Source organism: Sphingobacterium spiritivorum (assembly GCF_016725325.1).
In the GTDB taxonomy this organism is placed as follows: domain Bacteria; phylum Bacteroidota; class Bacteroidia; order Sphingobacteriales; family Sphingobacteriaceae; genus Sphingobacterium.
Window position 1 is genome coordinate 1,893,229 of sequence record NZ_CP068083.1, and the last position, 16,380, is coordinate 1,909,608.

At 39.0% G+C, this 16,380-nt stretch carries 16 protein-coding genes; 8 read left to right on the forward strand and 8 right to left on the reverse strand.

What is annotated here, in order from left to right:
• Positions 1–137: 137 nt before the first annotated feature.
• Both I6J02_RS07750 and I6J02_RS07755 read left to right on the forward strand, forming a co-directional pair.
• The gene (locus I6J02_RS07750; protein WP_201681164.1) at positions 138–1,670 is read left to right on the forward strand and encodes a SulP family inorganic anion transporter; all 1,533 of its coding nucleotides are present in this window, start codon (positions 138–140) and stop codon (positions 1,668–1,670) included.
• 71 nt (positions 1,671–1,741) lie between these two features.
• Positions 1,742–2,251 carry a DUF1905 domain-containing protein gene (locus I6J02_RS07755; protein WP_201681165.1) on the forward strand — a complete coding sequence of 170 codons (510 nt, stop codon included), beginning with the start codon at positions 1,742–1,744 and terminating at the stop codon, positions 2,249–2,251.
• A gap of 67 nt (positions 2,252–2,318) precedes the next feature.
• On the opposite strand, the gene I6J02_RS07760 is transcribed toward I6J02_RS07755, so the two are convergent.
• Positions 2,319–2,900 (reverse strand): ferritin-like domain-containing protein, encoded by a 582-nt coding sequence (locus I6J02_RS07760; RefSeq protein ID WP_201681166.1) that lies wholly within the window; start codon positions 2,898–2,900, stop codon positions 2,319–2,321.
• 218 nt (positions 2,901–3,118) lie between these two features.
• On the opposite strand from I6J02_RS07760, the gene I6J02_RS07765 reads away from it, so the two are divergent.
• Positions 3,119–4,081, forward strand: coding sequence for a YihY/virulence factor BrkB family protein (locus I6J02_RS07765; RefSeq protein ID WP_201681167.1), 963 nt, complete (start codon positions 3,119–3,121; stop codon positions 4,079–4,081).
• A gap of 22 nt (positions 4,082–4,103) precedes the next feature.
• Here I6J02_RS07765 and I6J02_RS07770 read toward each other — a convergent pair whose 3' ends face one another.
• Positions 4,104–6,299 carry an ATP-binding protein gene (locus I6J02_RS07770; RefSeq protein ID WP_201681168.1) on the reverse strand — a complete coding sequence of 732 codons (2,196 nt, stop codon included), beginning with the start codon at positions 6,297–6,299 and terminating at the stop codon, positions 4,104–4,106.
• A 160-nt stretch (positions 6,300–6,459) separates the two neighbouring features.
• Between I6J02_RS07770 and I6J02_RS07775 the strand changes: the two genes are divergently transcribed.
• Positions 6,460–7,920 (forward strand): glycoside hydrolase family 130 protein, encoded by a 1,461-nt coding sequence (locus tag I6J02_RS07775; RefSeq protein ID WP_201681680.1) that lies wholly within the window; start codon positions 6,460–6,462, stop codon positions 7,918–7,920.
• A gap of 9 nt (positions 7,921–7,929) precedes the next feature.
• Here the strand turns inward: I6J02_RS07775 and I6J02_RS07780 are convergent, their stop codons facing one another.
• From I6J02_RS07780 to I6J02_RS07795, 4 genes are all read right to left on the reverse strand, one after another.
• Positions 7,930–9,042, reverse strand: a complete 1,113-nt coding sequence (locus I6J02_RS07780) for a hypothetical protein (protein ID WP_201681169.1) — start codon at positions 9,040–9,042, stop codon at positions 7,930–7,932.
• A 14-nt stretch (positions 9,043–9,056) separates the two neighbouring features.
• Entirely contained in the window at positions 9,057–10,265 is a 1,209-nt protein-coding gene (locus I6J02_RS07785) for a glycosyltransferase family 4 protein (RefSeq protein WP_201681170.1), read from the reverse strand.
• 390 nt (positions 10,266–10,655) lie between these two features.
• Positions 10,656–11,147, reverse strand: a complete 492-nt coding sequence (locus tag I6J02_RS07790; protein WP_201681171.1) for a hypothetical protein — start codon at positions 11,145–11,147, stop codon at positions 10,656–10,658.
• Between the two features lie 67 nt (positions 11,148–11,214).
• Entirely contained in the window at positions 11,215–11,676 is a 462-nt protein-coding gene (locus tag I6J02_RS07795) for a ferritin-like domain-containing protein (protein ID WP_201681172.1), read from the reverse strand.
• 300 nt (positions 11,677–11,976) lie between these two features.
• On the opposite strand from I6J02_RS07795, the gene I6J02_RS07800 reads away from it, so the two are divergent.
• On the forward strand, positions 11,977–12,495 hold the full coding sequence (locus I6J02_RS07800; protein WP_201681173.1) for a pyridoxamine 5'-phosphate oxidase family protein: 519 nt from the start codon (positions 11,977–11,979) through the stop codon (positions 12,493–12,495).
• 76 nt (positions 12,496–12,571) lie between these two features.
• Here the strand turns inward: I6J02_RS07800 and I6J02_RS07805 are convergent, their stop codons facing one another.
• Complete coding sequence (locus tag I6J02_RS07805) at positions 12,572–13,105, reverse strand: type 1 glutamine amidotransferase domain-containing protein (RefSeq protein WP_201681174.1); 534 nt, start codon at positions 13,103–13,105, stop codon at positions 12,572–12,574.
• Positions 13,106–13,295: 190 nt separating this feature from the next.
• Between I6J02_RS07805 and I6J02_RS07810 the strand changes: the two genes are divergently transcribed.
• A complete protein-coding gene (locus I6J02_RS07810; RefSeq protein ID WP_201681175.1) occupies positions 13,296–13,511 on the forward strand; it encodes a hypothetical protein in 216 nt (71 codons plus the stop codon).
• A gap of 5 nt (positions 13,512–13,516) precedes the next feature.
• Positions 13,517–14,194 (forward strand): DUF421 domain-containing protein, encoded by a 678-nt coding sequence (locus I6J02_RS07815; RefSeq protein ID WP_201681176.1) that lies wholly within the window; start codon positions 13,517–13,519, stop codon positions 14,192–14,194.
• A 28-nt stretch (positions 14,195–14,222) separates the two neighbouring features.
• Here I6J02_RS07815 and I6J02_RS07820 read toward each other — a convergent pair whose 3' ends face one another.
• Positions 14,223–14,855 (reverse strand): hypothetical protein, encoded by a 633-nt coding sequence (locus I6J02_RS07820; protein WP_201681177.1) that lies wholly within the window; start codon positions 14,853–14,855, stop codon positions 14,223–14,225.
• 424 nt (positions 14,856–15,279) lie between these two features.
• Between I6J02_RS07820 and I6J02_RS07825 the strand changes: the two genes are divergently transcribed.
• Positions 15,280–16,380 (forward strand): ATP-binding protein, encoded by a 1,101-nt coding sequence (locus I6J02_RS07825; protein WP_201681178.1) that lies wholly within the window; start codon positions 15,280–15,282, stop codon positions 16,378–16,380.

A 16,380-nucleotide genomic window follows, 5' to 3' on the forward strand; every position in this document is an offset into this window, starting at 1 on the left:
AACAACTGATAATGTAAACTGGTTTTCCTGAAAAACAGTAATTCCTGTAGCTTGTGCAATTTAAGGAATCCTTCTTATTTACTGCCATAATACACGATGGAGGTTTCGGAGTATAAGCCTTATATTTGCACTCATATATGAATTCTTTTCTCCCCTTCTTCGATTTTAAGCAAAAGGTCAACTATAGGATTGAGATCCTTGCAGGTCTTACTGTCGCTATGACTATGATTCCGGAATCTTTATCCTTTGCTATTCTGGCTGGATTGAGTCCGCTTACAGGCTTATATGCTGCATTTCTGATGGGACTGATTACAGCTGTGCTAGGAGGGCGCCCCGGAATGGTTTCCGGTGGAGCGGGAGCAACAGTGGTGGTGCTGATTGCTTTGGCGGCAACACATGGTGTGGAATATTTGTTTGCTGCGATCATTCTGGCGGGTGTACTTCAATTTTTAGTAGGGCTATTCCGCTGGGGTAAGTTTGTAAGACTTATTCCACAACCAGTAATGTATGGTTTTCTGAATGGTCTGGCTATCATTATATTTATGGCACAAATACATCAGTTTAAGGTGGTGGAGAATGGGGTTAGTCACTGGTTGTCCGGATCTGCTCTTTATATTATGGTCGGACTGACAGTACTGACGATGTTGATCGTGTATTTCTTTCCCAAAGTGACCCGTACGATCCCTGCTTCATTGGTCGCAATTATGGTCATCTTCGTGATTGTGCTTGCCGGAGGTATAGAGACAAAGACTGTATCTGATATCGCATCCGTGAGCGGATCCCTTCCTGTTTTTCATATACCAACTGTTCCGATGACATGGGATACCTTACAGCTCGTATTTCCCTATGCACTGGTTATGGCAGGAGTAGGACTGATTGAATCCTTGCTGACGCTTTCAATGGTGGATGAAATCACCAATACAAAAGGAAACTCAAACCGGGAAGCGATGGCACAGGGTACTGCGAATGTAGTGAATGGTTTCTTTGGAGGGATGGGCGGTTGTGCCATGGTCGCTCAGACTTTGGTAAATCTGAATGCCGGTTCCAGAGCCAGGCTTTCAGCCATAATAGGCGCATTGACTATATTGCTTATTATTCTGATTGGCAGTCCTGTTATTGAACGTATTCCCATGGCCGCTTTGGTAGGCGTGATGATAATGGTTTCTATAGGTACCTTTCAGTGGGTTTCGGTACGGCTTGTGAATAAAATGCCTAAATCGGATATTTTTGTGGGCGTACTGGTAGCAGCTATAACCGTGCTGCTCCACAATCTGGCTTTGGCCGTTTTGGTGGGCGTGGTAATATCGGCTCTGGTGTTTGCCTGGGACAATGCCAAAAGGATTCGCGCCCGCAAGAGTATAGATGCGGAAGGTAATAAGATTTATGAAATAAATGGTCCGCTTTTCTTTGGATCAGCCGCTCATTTTACAGAAAAATTTGATGTATCTGAAGATCCGGATCAGATTATAATCGATTTTAAGGAAAGCCGGTTGGTCGACATGACTGCTATTGACGCAGTACATAAACTGACATCGAAATACGCGGAGAATGGGAAACGTGTCATATTACGGCACCTGAGTGCAGATTCCCGTAAACTGCTTGCGGATGCGGCTGGTCTCATTGAGGTGAATGTAGAAGATGATCCTACATATAAAGTGATGCCCGAATAGACGTATTTATTTTTGATCCCCTTATTCGTTTATTTATCTTTAAGAATTGAAATTCTAAAACAGGTAAGACAATGGGCTTTATTGCGGTCATTGATAAAATAGGTATTAATCCCTTTGTGTTTGTTCCTGAACTTGTTTTGCGGGAACTGATAACAGCAGCCGGTCAGCATAAAGGGAAAATTCCTGTATCGTTAACCATTGATGGGATTGCTTTTACCCAGACATTAGTTAAGTATGCAGGCGAATGGCGCCTGTACATCAATGGCCCTATGCTCAAAGCTACAGGAAAAACTGTTGGAGATACGGCTGACTTTACGTTAGCATTTAATGCTGATAAACCTGAAATCCAGATACATCCACTTCTGGCAAAAGCTTTAACACAAAATTCAGAAGCAGAGGCTGTTTTTCGGACTTTAACTCCATCCCTGCAGTTGGAGATTATCCGTTATATATCTCATTTAAAACAGGAAGATAGTATTGTACGAAATGTCGGAAAAGCGATAAACTTTTTGTTAGGAAAAGAAAGATTTATAGGTCGGGAGCCCATTAATATGAAAAAGGATGCTGACAGCCTGCTATAGATTGACCATAGAAAAGCGGATTTTAATATTAAAACCCGCTTTAATCACAACTAAATACAGAATATCATTATTCTGCTTTCGAATTTAAGTTTGTATCGGCGATGCCCGTTAAAGTTTCGTCACAGCTTTTTTCCTCTTCGAGTGTCATTAATAAGAGCTTTAAGCTTTCTTTATTACCCAATACTTTTGCAAATGCAGCTAAGGTTCCGTAAGTAGCGATTTCATAGTGCTCTACTTTCTGTGCTGCCGCAATGATACCTGCATCTCTTACGTTGCCGACTTCTGTTTCTTCCATTATACTTTTGCCTTCTTCAATGAGCCCGGCCATGGCATCGCATTTCTCAGCTTTAGCTTTTTTACCAATTGATTCGAAGCATTTTTCTAAACGGGCGATATGTTCTTCCGTTTCTTTGAGGTGCTTCTGAATAGCTTTTTTAAGCTGCGGAGAAGTTGCATTTTTATCCATCTTGGGCAATGCTTTGGTCAGCTCTTTTTCTGCCCAATAGATATCTTTCAATCCGTCTTCAAATAAATCTGCCAGATCTTTAGCCGCTCCGGATTTAGCTTTAATTTTGGAATCTTCTTTATTTGAGGATTTCGCAGGTATAGTTTTTGATGCACTGCTGCTTTTAGCTGTTGTAGTTGCCATAATTATATGATTTTTATGTTTTCAAAGGTTTAATTCATTTGTTAATAGAAGAACGGATTAGTAATCAGATAGTTCTGCTGTTGCGGTTAAGTTTTTAATAATGCGTACTTCTACTAAGGCGAGCGTATTAATGCCCGACTCTGCCCATTAGGTAAACTTTGCTTATAGTCTCTTGTTATATAAGAGATGAAACTCTGGTTTAATTAAAAAAGAAAAAGATGAGTAGGACAAATTCGAAAGGCAGCAACTTTGTTAAAGACTTCTTTTCCATTATAAAGACATCTGCTATGGGATTTATAAATGAGGATTGTCTCAAGTATAGTGCTTCACTGGCCTATTATACTATTTTTTCAATAGGACCTATTTTAGTTTTAATTATCTCTTTGGCTGGTGTATTTTTTGGTCAGGATGCTATCGAAGGCAAAGTGTTTACGGAGATGAAAGGTCTTGTAGGACCAAGTGCTGCCAGGCAAATACAGGAAGTGATCATGAATCTCAAATTATCCGGTAAATCAAATCTCGCTCTTGTCGTAAGTATTATTACGTTACTGATCGGAGCAACATCGGTATTCGGAGATATTCAGAATTCGATAAACAGAATATGGCATGTACGTGCCAAACCTAAAAAGGGATGGGTAAAGGTCATCAAAGACCGTTTATTATCTTCTTCTCTTGTGATAAGTCTGGGGTTTCTGCTGATGGTTACTTTGGTGGTGAATGGGGTAATACTTGCATTTACAGATCGTTTGCAACGTTACTTTCCGGATATTACGGTAGTTCTGCTGGATGCGATCAATTTCTCAATAAGTTTTGCTGTTATATTTATTCTGTTTGGAATAATATTCAGGGCGCTGCCAGATGTTAAGATTGCGTGGCGAACTGTACGTTCAGGAGCTTTTTTTACCGCCATATTATTTGTTATCGGACGATTTGTTATCGGGTTGTACCTCCAGACTTCGGGCACAGAATCTACTTATGGAGCTGCAGGATCCATTATATTAGTTTTGCTGTGGGTATATTATACAGCGGCCATACTCTATTTTGGAGCTATTTATACACGAGAATATGCCGCTATAAAAGGTATTCCGATACAGCCTTCTGATTTTGCTGTGCATGTGGAGGAGAAAGAGGTTGAAAAGGAAGTCAAAGTCCTGCCTCCTCCGGATCATGACAAAACATAATATCATAAGGAACGTTAAAGAGCTAATCTTCTATTTCCTGAAGCCTGACAACCACAGTAGTACCTTTGCCTAATTCGCTGAGGATATCGATTTTGCCGTTGAGTCTTTCGACAATGCGTTTTACAATAGCAAGTCCTATTCCCGTCCCTTCATAGGACGATGCATTCGGTAACCTTTTGAAGATTTCATACACTGTCTTAAGTTCATCAGGAGCAATCCCAATTCCGTTATCCTTTATTTCGTACCGGATCCAGTCTCCTTCCAACGTACTGTTTATAGTAATCAGTGGCTCTTCTACTTTGCTGGAATATTTCACTGCATTGTTGATGATATTCATAAACAACTGGTAGAGCAATGTTTTTTCACCCCATACCGGACGAAGTGTTCCTGTCTGAATACTGGAAAGAGGCATATTGTAAATTTCCAGACATTGCTGTGCAATCTGCTCGATAGTCGAGGACACTTCTATACGCTCCGGTTTGAAGTTGTAGACCCGGGCGCGAGAGAATTCCAGAATCTTAGACATCATATTTTCCATTAAGGATACCGCATCGAGAATATTGGTAGAGACTTTATTGAGAAATGCAGGATCTGTTTCCTTTCGCATCTTCATCAATTGAGCAGATAGTTTTATTGTCGAAAGCGGATTTTTCAAATCATGTGTTACCGTGCTGGAATAGGTGTCGAGTGTATTGTTCAACAGAATAAGTTCTTTATTGAGGCTTTTTATTTCGACAGATTTGCGAAGCATGCTTTCTCTGATCAATTGCCTGACACGTCGCATAAAATAGATATCGTTTTTGTTCCATTTCATAGCTGTGCCTTCTACAGCATCTTTCCATATTTCAAAAGACGTACGCGGAGAAGGGTAGTACTGATCTTTTTGAGAATCATATTTTAATACTTTCTCCGGTTTTCCTGCCCATTTTTCTTCATACACATATTCTTTTCGAAACCAATAAATGCTAAAAGTACGGCTACTGTCAATATCTACTTTTCCGACGCCCGCAAAGCACGGGCAAAAGCGGAAGTTGCTGCTATGGTTCAGAAGAAAATTATGATCCTTAAATAACAGCTTGTCCGTGAAACCATTGATATATTGATGTATGCTTTCAATCTCTTTTGGAGAAGGGGCAGCTCCATGTGTAATGATACGGTCAGAATAACGTATAGCTACTCCATCTGCGTGGATAAGATCGCCAAGCGACTGAATAGATGAAGATAAAGCGGAGAGAATATCATTCTTTATGAGGAGCTTCTCCTTAAGTTCAAGTTCAAACGTATTGATTTCCCTAAGTAATTGAATATCTTTTTCCTTAACATTACTGAGATATTTGGTGACAGCATATTGTGTCAGCAATACAGCCAGATGCCTTTGAGCAAGATCTACGGCTTTTGCTGTCCTGTGCTGACAAGTGACAAGTCCCCACAACTTGTCATGTACAATAATAGAAAAGCTTATGCTCGATTGAGCGCCTGCATTTTCCAGATATTGTAAATGAACTGGTGAAAGTGCCCGTATTGTGGTGTAGGTAAGGTCGAAATCTAATTGTCGTTGACTTCTGATCGCATAAGTCGGAGCAGAGATGTCTGATGTCAATCTCGTCGGGTGTATGAGATAAAGTGCGCGAGCCTGCTTAGGAATATCAAATTCCGGATATCGTAGCCCCAAATGAGGCTCACAATCTTCAGCTACACGTTCAGCGATGACTTTGCCGCTTCCGTCCTCCAGAAACTGATAGATCATAACTCTGTCAAATCGGATGACGTCATGCACACTTTCGCAAAGTTGTTCCCATACCTTCTGATTAGAACGATCTATCTTTTTTGAATACGAGTATAAGTTCAGCCACGACGGGGGTGTATTGGAAGTGGCTTCAAACTCAAGATAGATATACTCATTGACCCTATAGATGCTCAGGTAATAACTGGATTGTCCGAGCTTTAGTTCAATAACAGAACGACCTTCTATGGAATGAGAGAAGTGATCGAGCCGCTCTTTAATTTCTTCTGCATGATCAGCGAAATGAAAAGAAAGAAACTTAACGGCGTCCTGTTCAAGATAAAGATCAGGCTCTTCTTGCAGGTAGTTTCCCCAATTTTCACTGATACCGGAGATAATGAGTTTCTGATCCAATATCAATAAAAGGCCGAAATGTTGCACACGGCCACATAAATGAATAGGCTCATTCTCACACAGAATCTGATTGGGGATCATAGATAGCGATTTTTTATAAAGTTAAACTTTAAAATCGACATTTCCCATGACTACAGTAGAAGAGGTAGAGGTTTTAACTCCTACAGTTTCCGGGTTATAATTTTTTCAAATGGACAAACAATTTGGGATAGAAGACCGTTCTAAAATAAATATAAATCCTATGACCCTGAATGTAGTCAGAAAAAGCATCTTTTTTAAGCCCGATTCCAGACGTGTACTTGCCCGTTATTTTAACCTCAGTGTAGAACGATCTATCAAAATAGTTCAGCGGGTGCTGAAAATGAGCAAACAGGAAAAAGCAGATACACTTAATCAGGTGCTGCGTAATTTCTCGAAGAGACATCGTAGTGTGGTGTCTATTTTAGAAAAAAATTATAAAAGAACAGAAACCATCCTGAGGGAAATGAATATTAAGGATGAGGATGTTAGTTATAAGGAAAAGCTCCTCATAGGAGCCTATTTTACAATGGAATATTCTATTGAAGCTGCCGCATTTTTTAATCCTTCGGTAGTAGAATCGCCTGATCAGACCCAATTAAAGGATGGGGAAAAGCGGATTATCCTGAGTTTTAGAGCCACTGGTGAAGGACATGTATCCTCTATCGTATTCCGCTCAGCTATTATTGACAAAGACCTCAATATCTATCTGGACGAAGTGGGTACCCTATTGGAAAAACCAAAACAATTTAAAAGTCACCGGTATCAGAAAGAAGATTTTATAGATAAACTGTTACAGATGCATGATCCCGAAGAGGATGTGCTTGCTGTTATCAGAGCCAAACTAACAGATTCCTTTACATATGAAGAACTCCGGAGATTTGTCAAAGAGATGCAGCAGGAAAATGAGTTGACTCAGGATAGTCAGACACTGATGTCACAGATTATGTGGCTGGCTTCTTCTCATTATGAGATGACTTATTCGCTGGATACTTCTATTTCAGAAAGGGTTATCTTTCCAATTTCAGATACGGAGAAAAATGGAATCGAGGACGCCAGATTTGTACGCTTCAGAGGAGAGAAAAATCAGCAGACTTATTATGCGACCTATACTGCTTATGATGGGTTCACGATTCTGCCCAAACTGATGTCTACCAAAGATTTTATTCATTTTAAAGTACAGCCCATTAACGGTAAGATTGCTAATAAGGGAGCAGCTCTTTTCCCAAGGAAAATAAAAGGCAAATATGCCATGTTATGCCGGGTAGATGGTGAAAATAATTACATTGCATTTTCAGAAGATATCAATACCTGGCAACAGGATATCACTTTACTGAAAGAACCGGAATATCCCTGGGAACTGGTACAATTGGGCAATTGCGGATCACCTATAGAAACCGAAAAAGGGTGGCTTGTGCTGACACATGGTGTAGGGCCTATGCGGGAATATACGTTAGGAGCAATTTTACTGGACCTCGAAGATCCTACGAAGATAATCGGAAAGTTGAATGAACCTTTGCTATATCCTAATGCAGATGAGAGAGAAGGGTATGTGCCGAATGTAGTATACTCCTGTGGACAGATTATTCACAACGGACATCTTATCATTCCTTATGCTATGTCAGATTATGCTTCTACATATGCATCCGTAGATCTGAAAGAGCTACTGGACGCATTGACATAGTAAGATGCTTCAGGACAGCAGACGGTTGATGTTTAGATATGCCAACCAAAAACATATTGTACTTTCTGCTCCCTGATTCAGATTGACACCATGACTGTCAAGACCATCGCAGCAACCTCCGGAGGATGGATCATAGAGCTGAAGACCCAGTTTATTTTTTCCAAAAAACCACAAAAAAGAAGTCAACATGCGCTGTTTGTATATTTTTTCAAGCGTAATGCTATACATCTCTTCATAAAGTAATACAAGAGATGTGACTTCAATGGGTTGTTGCCCGTATATACAGGGACTTCCACCCTCACTATACCAGGACGCATTACCGATGATGGAGAGATAAGATTCTTTAAATAATATATTGTCCAGAAAATGAAAACTCTCCATTGCCGTAAGTTTCAGAGACTCATTCTCCAGTACTACAGAAGCTCTCAACAAACTTAAAGGTAGTATTGCATTGTCATACGATATTACCTTTTCATACCAGGACCATTCGGCTGTTGAATTTTGCCGGTATTCCTCGGCAAGATATTGAGCGAGACGATTGATCAGTTCTTTCATTCCGGCATCTTCAGGAGATTTTTCGGAAAGATGTACCAATCCCAAAAGACTATAGCCTACAGCCCGGGGCGATCTTAACCCATCAAGATGGCGTACCGCACGGTCGAATATTTCTCTTCCTAATCTGTGAAAACTGGTATTTACATTGCTTTTCAGCAAATAGCCTAATGACCATATAGTACGGCCCATGGCATCTTCAGTGCCTTCATCATCTAAAAAAACATGTGAAAAAGAAAGGAAATTTCTGAATTTTCCGTTTTCTAGCTGCATGTAATTTATATAGGCCAGATATGTAGATATCAATTGATGGTGGTCTTCAGACGGGTCTTTTTCAAAAGCCATCAAAGCCAGTATAAGTGCCCTTGCATTATCGTCAATACAGTATCCGTGATGATAGTTTGGCGTTATGTATGTGGCATGTTGCAGTATTCCCACATGGTTGGTTAACCTTTTTATATGACTGAGGTCAAAAGAAGGTACTTTTTCTGCTAATTCAGTAATCAGATCTACATCAAGGGCAGCGGCTGCCGGATTTTCATCCATTACCTTTAAATACGGCTTGTTCATTTCATTTATGGGGTTTACGAAGAGAGTCTGCTATTGCCCGTGGGAAACAGAGCCGCTATATTCTTTTTCAGCGTCCGGCTGTTGAATGAAATAGTTGGCTTGGCATCTGTCTTTTTAAGGCTTTGCAATAAAGCCAAATGTCGCTTCCCAATATTAGTCCATGACATTTCCTGTCCATATAGTTGCGCATTGGATCTGTATCTGGCCATAAGTAAAGGTTCTTCCAGTAAAAGATTGATAATAGTAGCCAGGCCTTCCGAATCTTTAAAGTCAAACAATATTCCCCGATCATCTGCCAGCAGATCTTTAGCATACCAGTATGGAGTCGAAAGCACTGCCGCACCTGCACCAATTGCGAATGACAATGTACCGCTACTTATCTGATTTTCATTAGGATATGGTGTTACATAAATATCACAGGCGCTCAGATATTGAACCAGTAATTCTTCTGTGGCAAACGTATCGACAAACTCTACTTTGTCTTCTATACCCAGTTCTTTGACCTTATCCATAAGAGACTGTCTGTATATTTCCCCTTCATGGCGTATAATATTGGGGTGAGTAGATCCAAGTATTATATATTTAAAATCACTATCCTTCACAGATGCGACTGCATCAATAGCGGTTTCAAAACCCTTACTTCTTCCAAGAAAACCAAAGCTAAGCATGACTTTTTTATCACTTAATCCAAGTTTTGCTTTCGCTTCCTCCTGGTCGTAATTGAAATCCGGCACTCCATGTGGAATGAGTTCGACCAGTTGAGTATCAACCTGATAAATATCGCTCAACATATGAATTGCGCGTTCAGTCATCACTGTTATTTTACTGCTATACATAGACAGTTGTTGCAAAATACGCTGTTCATTAGCATTAGGCTGCTGGAGTACCGTGTGTAAATTGGTTATTACCGGAACTTGTAATTTATACAGAAGCTCGAGAATGAATTCACCGGTGTCTCCTCCAAAAATTCCGTACTCATGCTGAATAATACAAGCATCATAATACGAATTAATCAGGTGAGCTGCATTCTTATAACTATCCACATTGTTTCGGTCTATTACAAAAGCGACTTCTTCCGGAAAGGAATCTTCTGATCCATCCGACATTGCAAATATACTGTGTGTTTCAGCAGATGATTTTACCATCGCTTTATAAAGATCTTGTGTGAAAGTGGCGATACCACACTGTCTGGGTGGGTATGTTCCGATGATAGCAGTTCTCATGTGTAGATAATGTTAAATTTGCCGGCAACTGTTATGTGCTGTAAGTATATAAACAGCGAAGTCAACATAATGTTCCTGAGCAAAAGAACATATCGTATTAAAAGAGGATTAATTCTTTTGGAACAGGTATTAATACTTCGGGAGAAGTATTTTTTACAATCACTTTTTCAACTTTTATTAAGCTCAAAGGAAGGTTAATTTCATAAACGAACTATAAAAAGATCAGAATAAACAAAAGAAGCTTCCGGAAATAAAAACGGTACAATCGTTAAAATTGTACCGTTGACTATATCCTGAATTACTGTCTGGAACCTCATTCCAGCAGCGGTGCATATAAGTAGGCAATTCCTTTGCCTTACTTTACCTATAATGATTGATATTTAGAGAATGCTAGGACTTATAATATACCCAACCTTCCAGATGTTCCAGATCCTGAGAACGGCTTAGATCAACGAGCGTATTGATATTCAGTTTATAATATAAAAGACTCTCCTCATCTAATATTTTGAGCGGATAAAATAAGGTGTTTTCATTTGGAAGATCAATATTACCATGAAGAGCGATGTATCCCTCAGCAAGCAAATTATCAATAAGGGTATCTGTAATCTTATTCAGATAGCGCATCATCTTGCTGATCCATCTTAATTCTTCCTCCACATAATCCGGATAATGTTCCCTCACAAACCCAAGGATTATTTGTTCACCTTTCAAGTCAAGACCGTCCCGAATCATGCGTAGCCCCATAGATCTGGCTTCTTCTTGATAACAATCCTGTCCATAGGAGAATTGGATCTCTCCTGCAATTGTACTTGCTTCGATCTTGGCACGTAAAGCCATCTGACGATTTCTTAATTCATGAATATAATTGTATGTCGTATCCATAGTCTGATTATTTAATCTGAATTTGTCGTTTGGATATACGGTTAGACCGAAGCAAATAACTTAAATTTTATCTACTGCTGTCTCTAAGATCACGTATGCGATCATGAGCCTGCAATTGTTTTTCAGCCTGACTTCTGATCACATCTACCACGTTAATAGGAAGATGTGGTGCTTCACGTAATGCCTCCTGGTAAGCTTTTTTGCTTGCATCTTCTCCACGTTCACATTCCTCAAGAATACTCTTACGATCATTACCGCTGAATGTAGCCTTTACATCCAGCCATAAACGGTGCAATTTGCCTGATGTACGTGTACCTGTAGTTGGCTCCTCACCATTGATGACAACCAATGGATTAAGTTCGCTGTTGAATTGACGGGTTTGTTGGATATAATCTTCAAACAGAGATCTCAGATCAAGATTTTCTTCGTCTTTAAGATCTTCTAATGCTCTGGTATATCCTTCAATTCTGTCATTATTGATTTCAATAAGATCATTCACAATTTCAGCTGTTTTGTTTTCCGTAGTCATATCTTCTCCTTTTTAATAATGAATAAATAGCGATGTAAAGAAGAAACGTAAAATCTGACGAAAAGTTTATTTTGAAATTTTAAAAAATTGATTTAATATATTGATATTCAGTTATTTATAATTATTTCAAAGCTTCAGAAGGGGTATTAATTATTATTATTTCCGTATTAATACGAATTAGATTTCTTTATACCTGATTGATCCTGATATGGAAACTTATCCCCTGAGCAATTGTTTTTTTTAGACAGCTTAGTCTGTAATTTTTACAACACAGAATATTAAATAAACAGGAGAAATAATATGAACACAGAACAAAACAGAGAAGAAAATCTAGACGGACAGAAGGCCTTAGAAAAAATAAGAGAAATTGTAGATGATGCCAAAACATGCTTTTTCTGTACAGATATACGTACAGGAGTGCCACTTTCTGTACGGCCAATGACAGTGTTACAGGTAGATGATAATGGTTATCTGTGGTTTATGACTTCTTCGCAGACACACAAGGATGAAGAAGTTGCTAAAGATCCTTTTGTTAATCTTATGATGCAAAGTGGTAAGAGAGCAGGCTTTCTGAATTTATATGGGATAGCCGAAGAACTGGAAAATCAGGAGAAGATCAATGAACTTTGGAGTCCCGCATTAGAAATCTGGTTTGATGGACCGGAAGATCCCCGGATTGTTTTATTGAGAGTAGAAATTTTAGAAGGTCATTATTGGGATAATAAGAATATTGCTCCTGTAGCAGCATTCAAAATGCTAAAATCTTTGCTAACCGGAAAGCCAGATCATGATGGTATACATGGAGATCTTACGGTGTAGTTCTTATAAACGTCTAAAAATAAAAATGCGGGCTCTTCTGTTTATGAAAAGCCCGCATTTATGTTAATGGTTAAATTTAAAGTAATACTTCTTCCAGATATGCTGTAATAGCGCTATTGAAGAATTCGAGATCATCCGGAGTGCGGCTACTGATCAGGTTGCCATCCTGAATGACCGCATCATCTTCCCAGATTGCCCCTGCATTTTTCAGATCGGAGCGGATATTGCTGACAGAAGTCATTCTCTTTCCTTTTACAAAGTCAAGTTCTATAAGCGGCCAGGCACCGTGACAGATTGCAGCTATCAGTTTATTTTGTTCAATAAAATGCCTGATAAAATCTAGTGCTTTAGGTAAGACACGAAGAGCATCAGGACTCAGTGTTCCTCCGGGTAAAATCAGTGCTTCATAAACTGACGGATCAGCCTCTGCAAGATGTACATCAATCGGGTAGGAAGGACCCCAGTCAAAATGATTCCATGACCGTACAAATTCTATATCTTTTGGCGATACAATGTCTGCCTGATATCCCTTATTCTGCAAATATATTTTTGGTGATTTTAATTCAATTTCCTCAAAACCGTCTGCAGCTAATATGGCTATTTTGTTCATAATATATGTGTATAGATGTATGTATTAAACAGCCTCCTGTAAGAGAATGTTTAGGATACAGCATACATTGCGTATTAATCCTATGTGATCAGGTATATCACATAAACCTTTGCCTGAGACAGGCCCTTAAAAACTTTCACCGTAATATCTGTGTTTTACTAAAACAGATTATCATTAAAACTTAAAGATCATGGCTATTAAAAAGGAGAATGCAAAAGTTGGAATCATTAATAAAGACAGACAACCCAAGAAGGAAAAAACCATTACGTCAGTAGTTGAAAAAAGGGATAAAAAACAAGAGGAAGATGGAGAAGCAGGGGTAGATCCTCAGATCGGGCAGCTTCATACTATGCCTGATATGCATACCTACCCTAAAGAACCGAAGAAAAAAACGTCTAAAAAATAGTATCTATGGACGGCTTTAGAAAAATCTTTTTAGAGGGAGTGGAATGGGGTTTTCTCGGAGAGATTGTTGTGCGCTCTGTTATTATGTTTGCTTTGATCCTGATTATCCTTAGGTTATCAGGCAAGAAAGGTGTACGGCAGTTGACCCTTTTTGAAGTGGCGATCATCCTGAGTCTCGGTTCTGCTGCAGGAGATCCGATGTTTCAGGAAGAGCTGCCCGTGCTGTATGCTTTTGTAGTGTTATTTTCAGTAATACTGATTTATAAATTCGTGACATGGGCTTCGTCAAAATCTGCCTTCCTCAATAAAATGCTGGAAGGTCAGGCTATGGTTGTGGTCAGAGCAGGCGAGTTTGATCTGAAACATGAGCATGACGGAGATTTTTCGAAGATGGAGTTTTTCTCTGAATTGCGCAATCAATCCGTAGAGCATCTGGGTCAGGTAAAAATGGCAGTATTAGAAATAGATGGAACAATGAGTATACTTTTTTATGCAGATAAGGAAGTAAAGTACGGATTACCCCTATTCCCGGATGATTACCGGCAGGTAAAGGAGGAGTTTCAATCTGGTCCGTTTGCCTGTATGTATTGTGGAAGAGTAGAGGAAACAATACCAGACGAAGACTTTTGTAAACGCTGTAACCGAACTAAATGGACGCAAGCAATGGACAGCAGGAGAATTTAAATAAAAAGTCTTCTGAGCTGTAATGATGCTAGAGAGGTTTATTTCGGTTTCCCTGAATAATATTGCTGTTTATTAATCCTTTAAGCAATAATTTCCATTGTGGATAAGAAGCGCCCAAACGGGCTCCCATCCCAACAAAAAAATTACGTAGTTTATCTGTAAGCGCTTCTGTTTCTAAATTCAGGAGTTCATTCCGACCAAAATAATTTGCATTTATACTCGCATTGATACGTTTAATCTGTATGGTGGACGTCGCTACATTCTTGAAAAAGTGCTTAGTTTCATTATCTGACTCATCATTAGGATCCGAGCTTGGGCGTAATGTTAAAGTTACCTCCTGAAGGTTATCCTCATCTGTTTCGTCAATGCGTTCAATTCTTACGAAATCAAAACCTTGAGTACTTAATAGATCTGGTCCCGGAATGTCAATTTTAATGTAGTTGCCAACTTTTGCTAAATCGAAGGTCTCCTTTCCATTTTGATCAATTTGTACGAAAGAAGCAATCGGAAGATCCGCTAACTCATACCACTTATCTATCCTAAGTAGTCGGTTATGGACTATTTCATAAAAATCTTTAGCATCCACTTTCTCAGGGAAGCATACAGACTCTGAAGCATCCATACTACGGCCAGTATGTTGAATAGGAATTTGATGTTTCATAATTTTAGAGATTAGATGTCCTATAAAAACGGCGACAAGATGCTCATGTTTTATAATAATTAAAGTCAGGTATTTGTCGCAATTAAGCAGAAAAAAGCAGCGTTAAATACGTAATTTATATAAATAGCAGGGAAAATATAGGGTATCGCTATATCTCTTACAGACTTAACAATTATATTTAGTCCGATTTATTTTTACAGGAGGGGCTGGATGCCACAGAGCGGTTTACTTTACGGAGCAGGCAGCATCTTCTAATGAATCGATTAAAAAAGGTTTTAAGGAAATTCTCTTTAGATAAAAGCTATACTTAAATTATTAGGATAAGATGTAAAACATTTAAAAACAAGAGTTGTTGTATTACGACGGATACCATGAGAAAAAGGATAGTATACCTAATCTTAAAAGGCGGAATCATCGGAAATATATGAACAAAAAAATAGAGAACGGAGCAAATAACTTTAGCGATCAAAAGAATGAGTCTGACTACATCAAAGGGCAGTATTCGCTGTTCGAGGAAGATTTTGATCGGGACCAACTCTGTTTCGATATTTTTTTCAAAGAAGGGCCGTTTGGGATTCTGCTTCTTGACCGGTATTTTCAAATAGGACGTCTCAATCAGAAGCTGGAAAAGATGCTGGAGTATAAACCGAAAGAAATGTTGGGTCGGCAGGTTTTTGAATTTCTGGCAGGAGAGGATGCGCTTAGTTTAAAATCTGTTTTACAGAATAGTCAGGCATTAAAGACTCCGTTACTGGTAAGTTTGAGATTTGTAAAGGACAAAAACAAGGTGTTAATGACAGATACTTATGTTCGTAAGTACAAAACAAAGGTTGGCGATGAGCAATATTGTTTGCTTATCTTTGATAAAGAGTTTAGTCCAAATGGTCAGTTGCTGGAATTAAAGCAAGAGATCTACCATACTATTATTGCTACTCAGGAACAGGAAAGACAAAATATTGGACATTTATTACATGACAGTACTGCACAGCTACTGTATGCAATCCGGCTTAATCTTCAACACCAGACTTTAAAATCGGGAGAAAAAGATTGGATGCTACCTATCAAAGAAATGTTAAATGAAGCTATTTTTCAGATCAGGAATATATCCATGGATCTTGTTCCATCTGTACTGAATGATTTTGGATTGAAAGCAGCTATTGGCTCTATGTCTGAACGGATTACTATTCCGGATTTTCAGGTCATTCCGCTGGTACAGGAGAAATGCGAACAATTATCTGATGAGATGAAACTCGCTGTTTACCGGATTGTACAGGAACTCCTGAACAATTGCATGAAGCATGCTGTAGCCACAAGAATCCGGGTAAAAGTAACAATGAAAGATGATTGGGTAAATGTGGAAGTTGGAGATAATGGAAAAGGATTTAAGAAAGATGTACAGGAATGTATGGAAAAAGGGTCTGGATTGAGAAATATTCAGAGCAGAATCAATTTCTATAATGGAAATATAAAAATAAAAACAGAAAATACCGGAACTACCGTGCTTGTAACATTGCAAGTAATATGA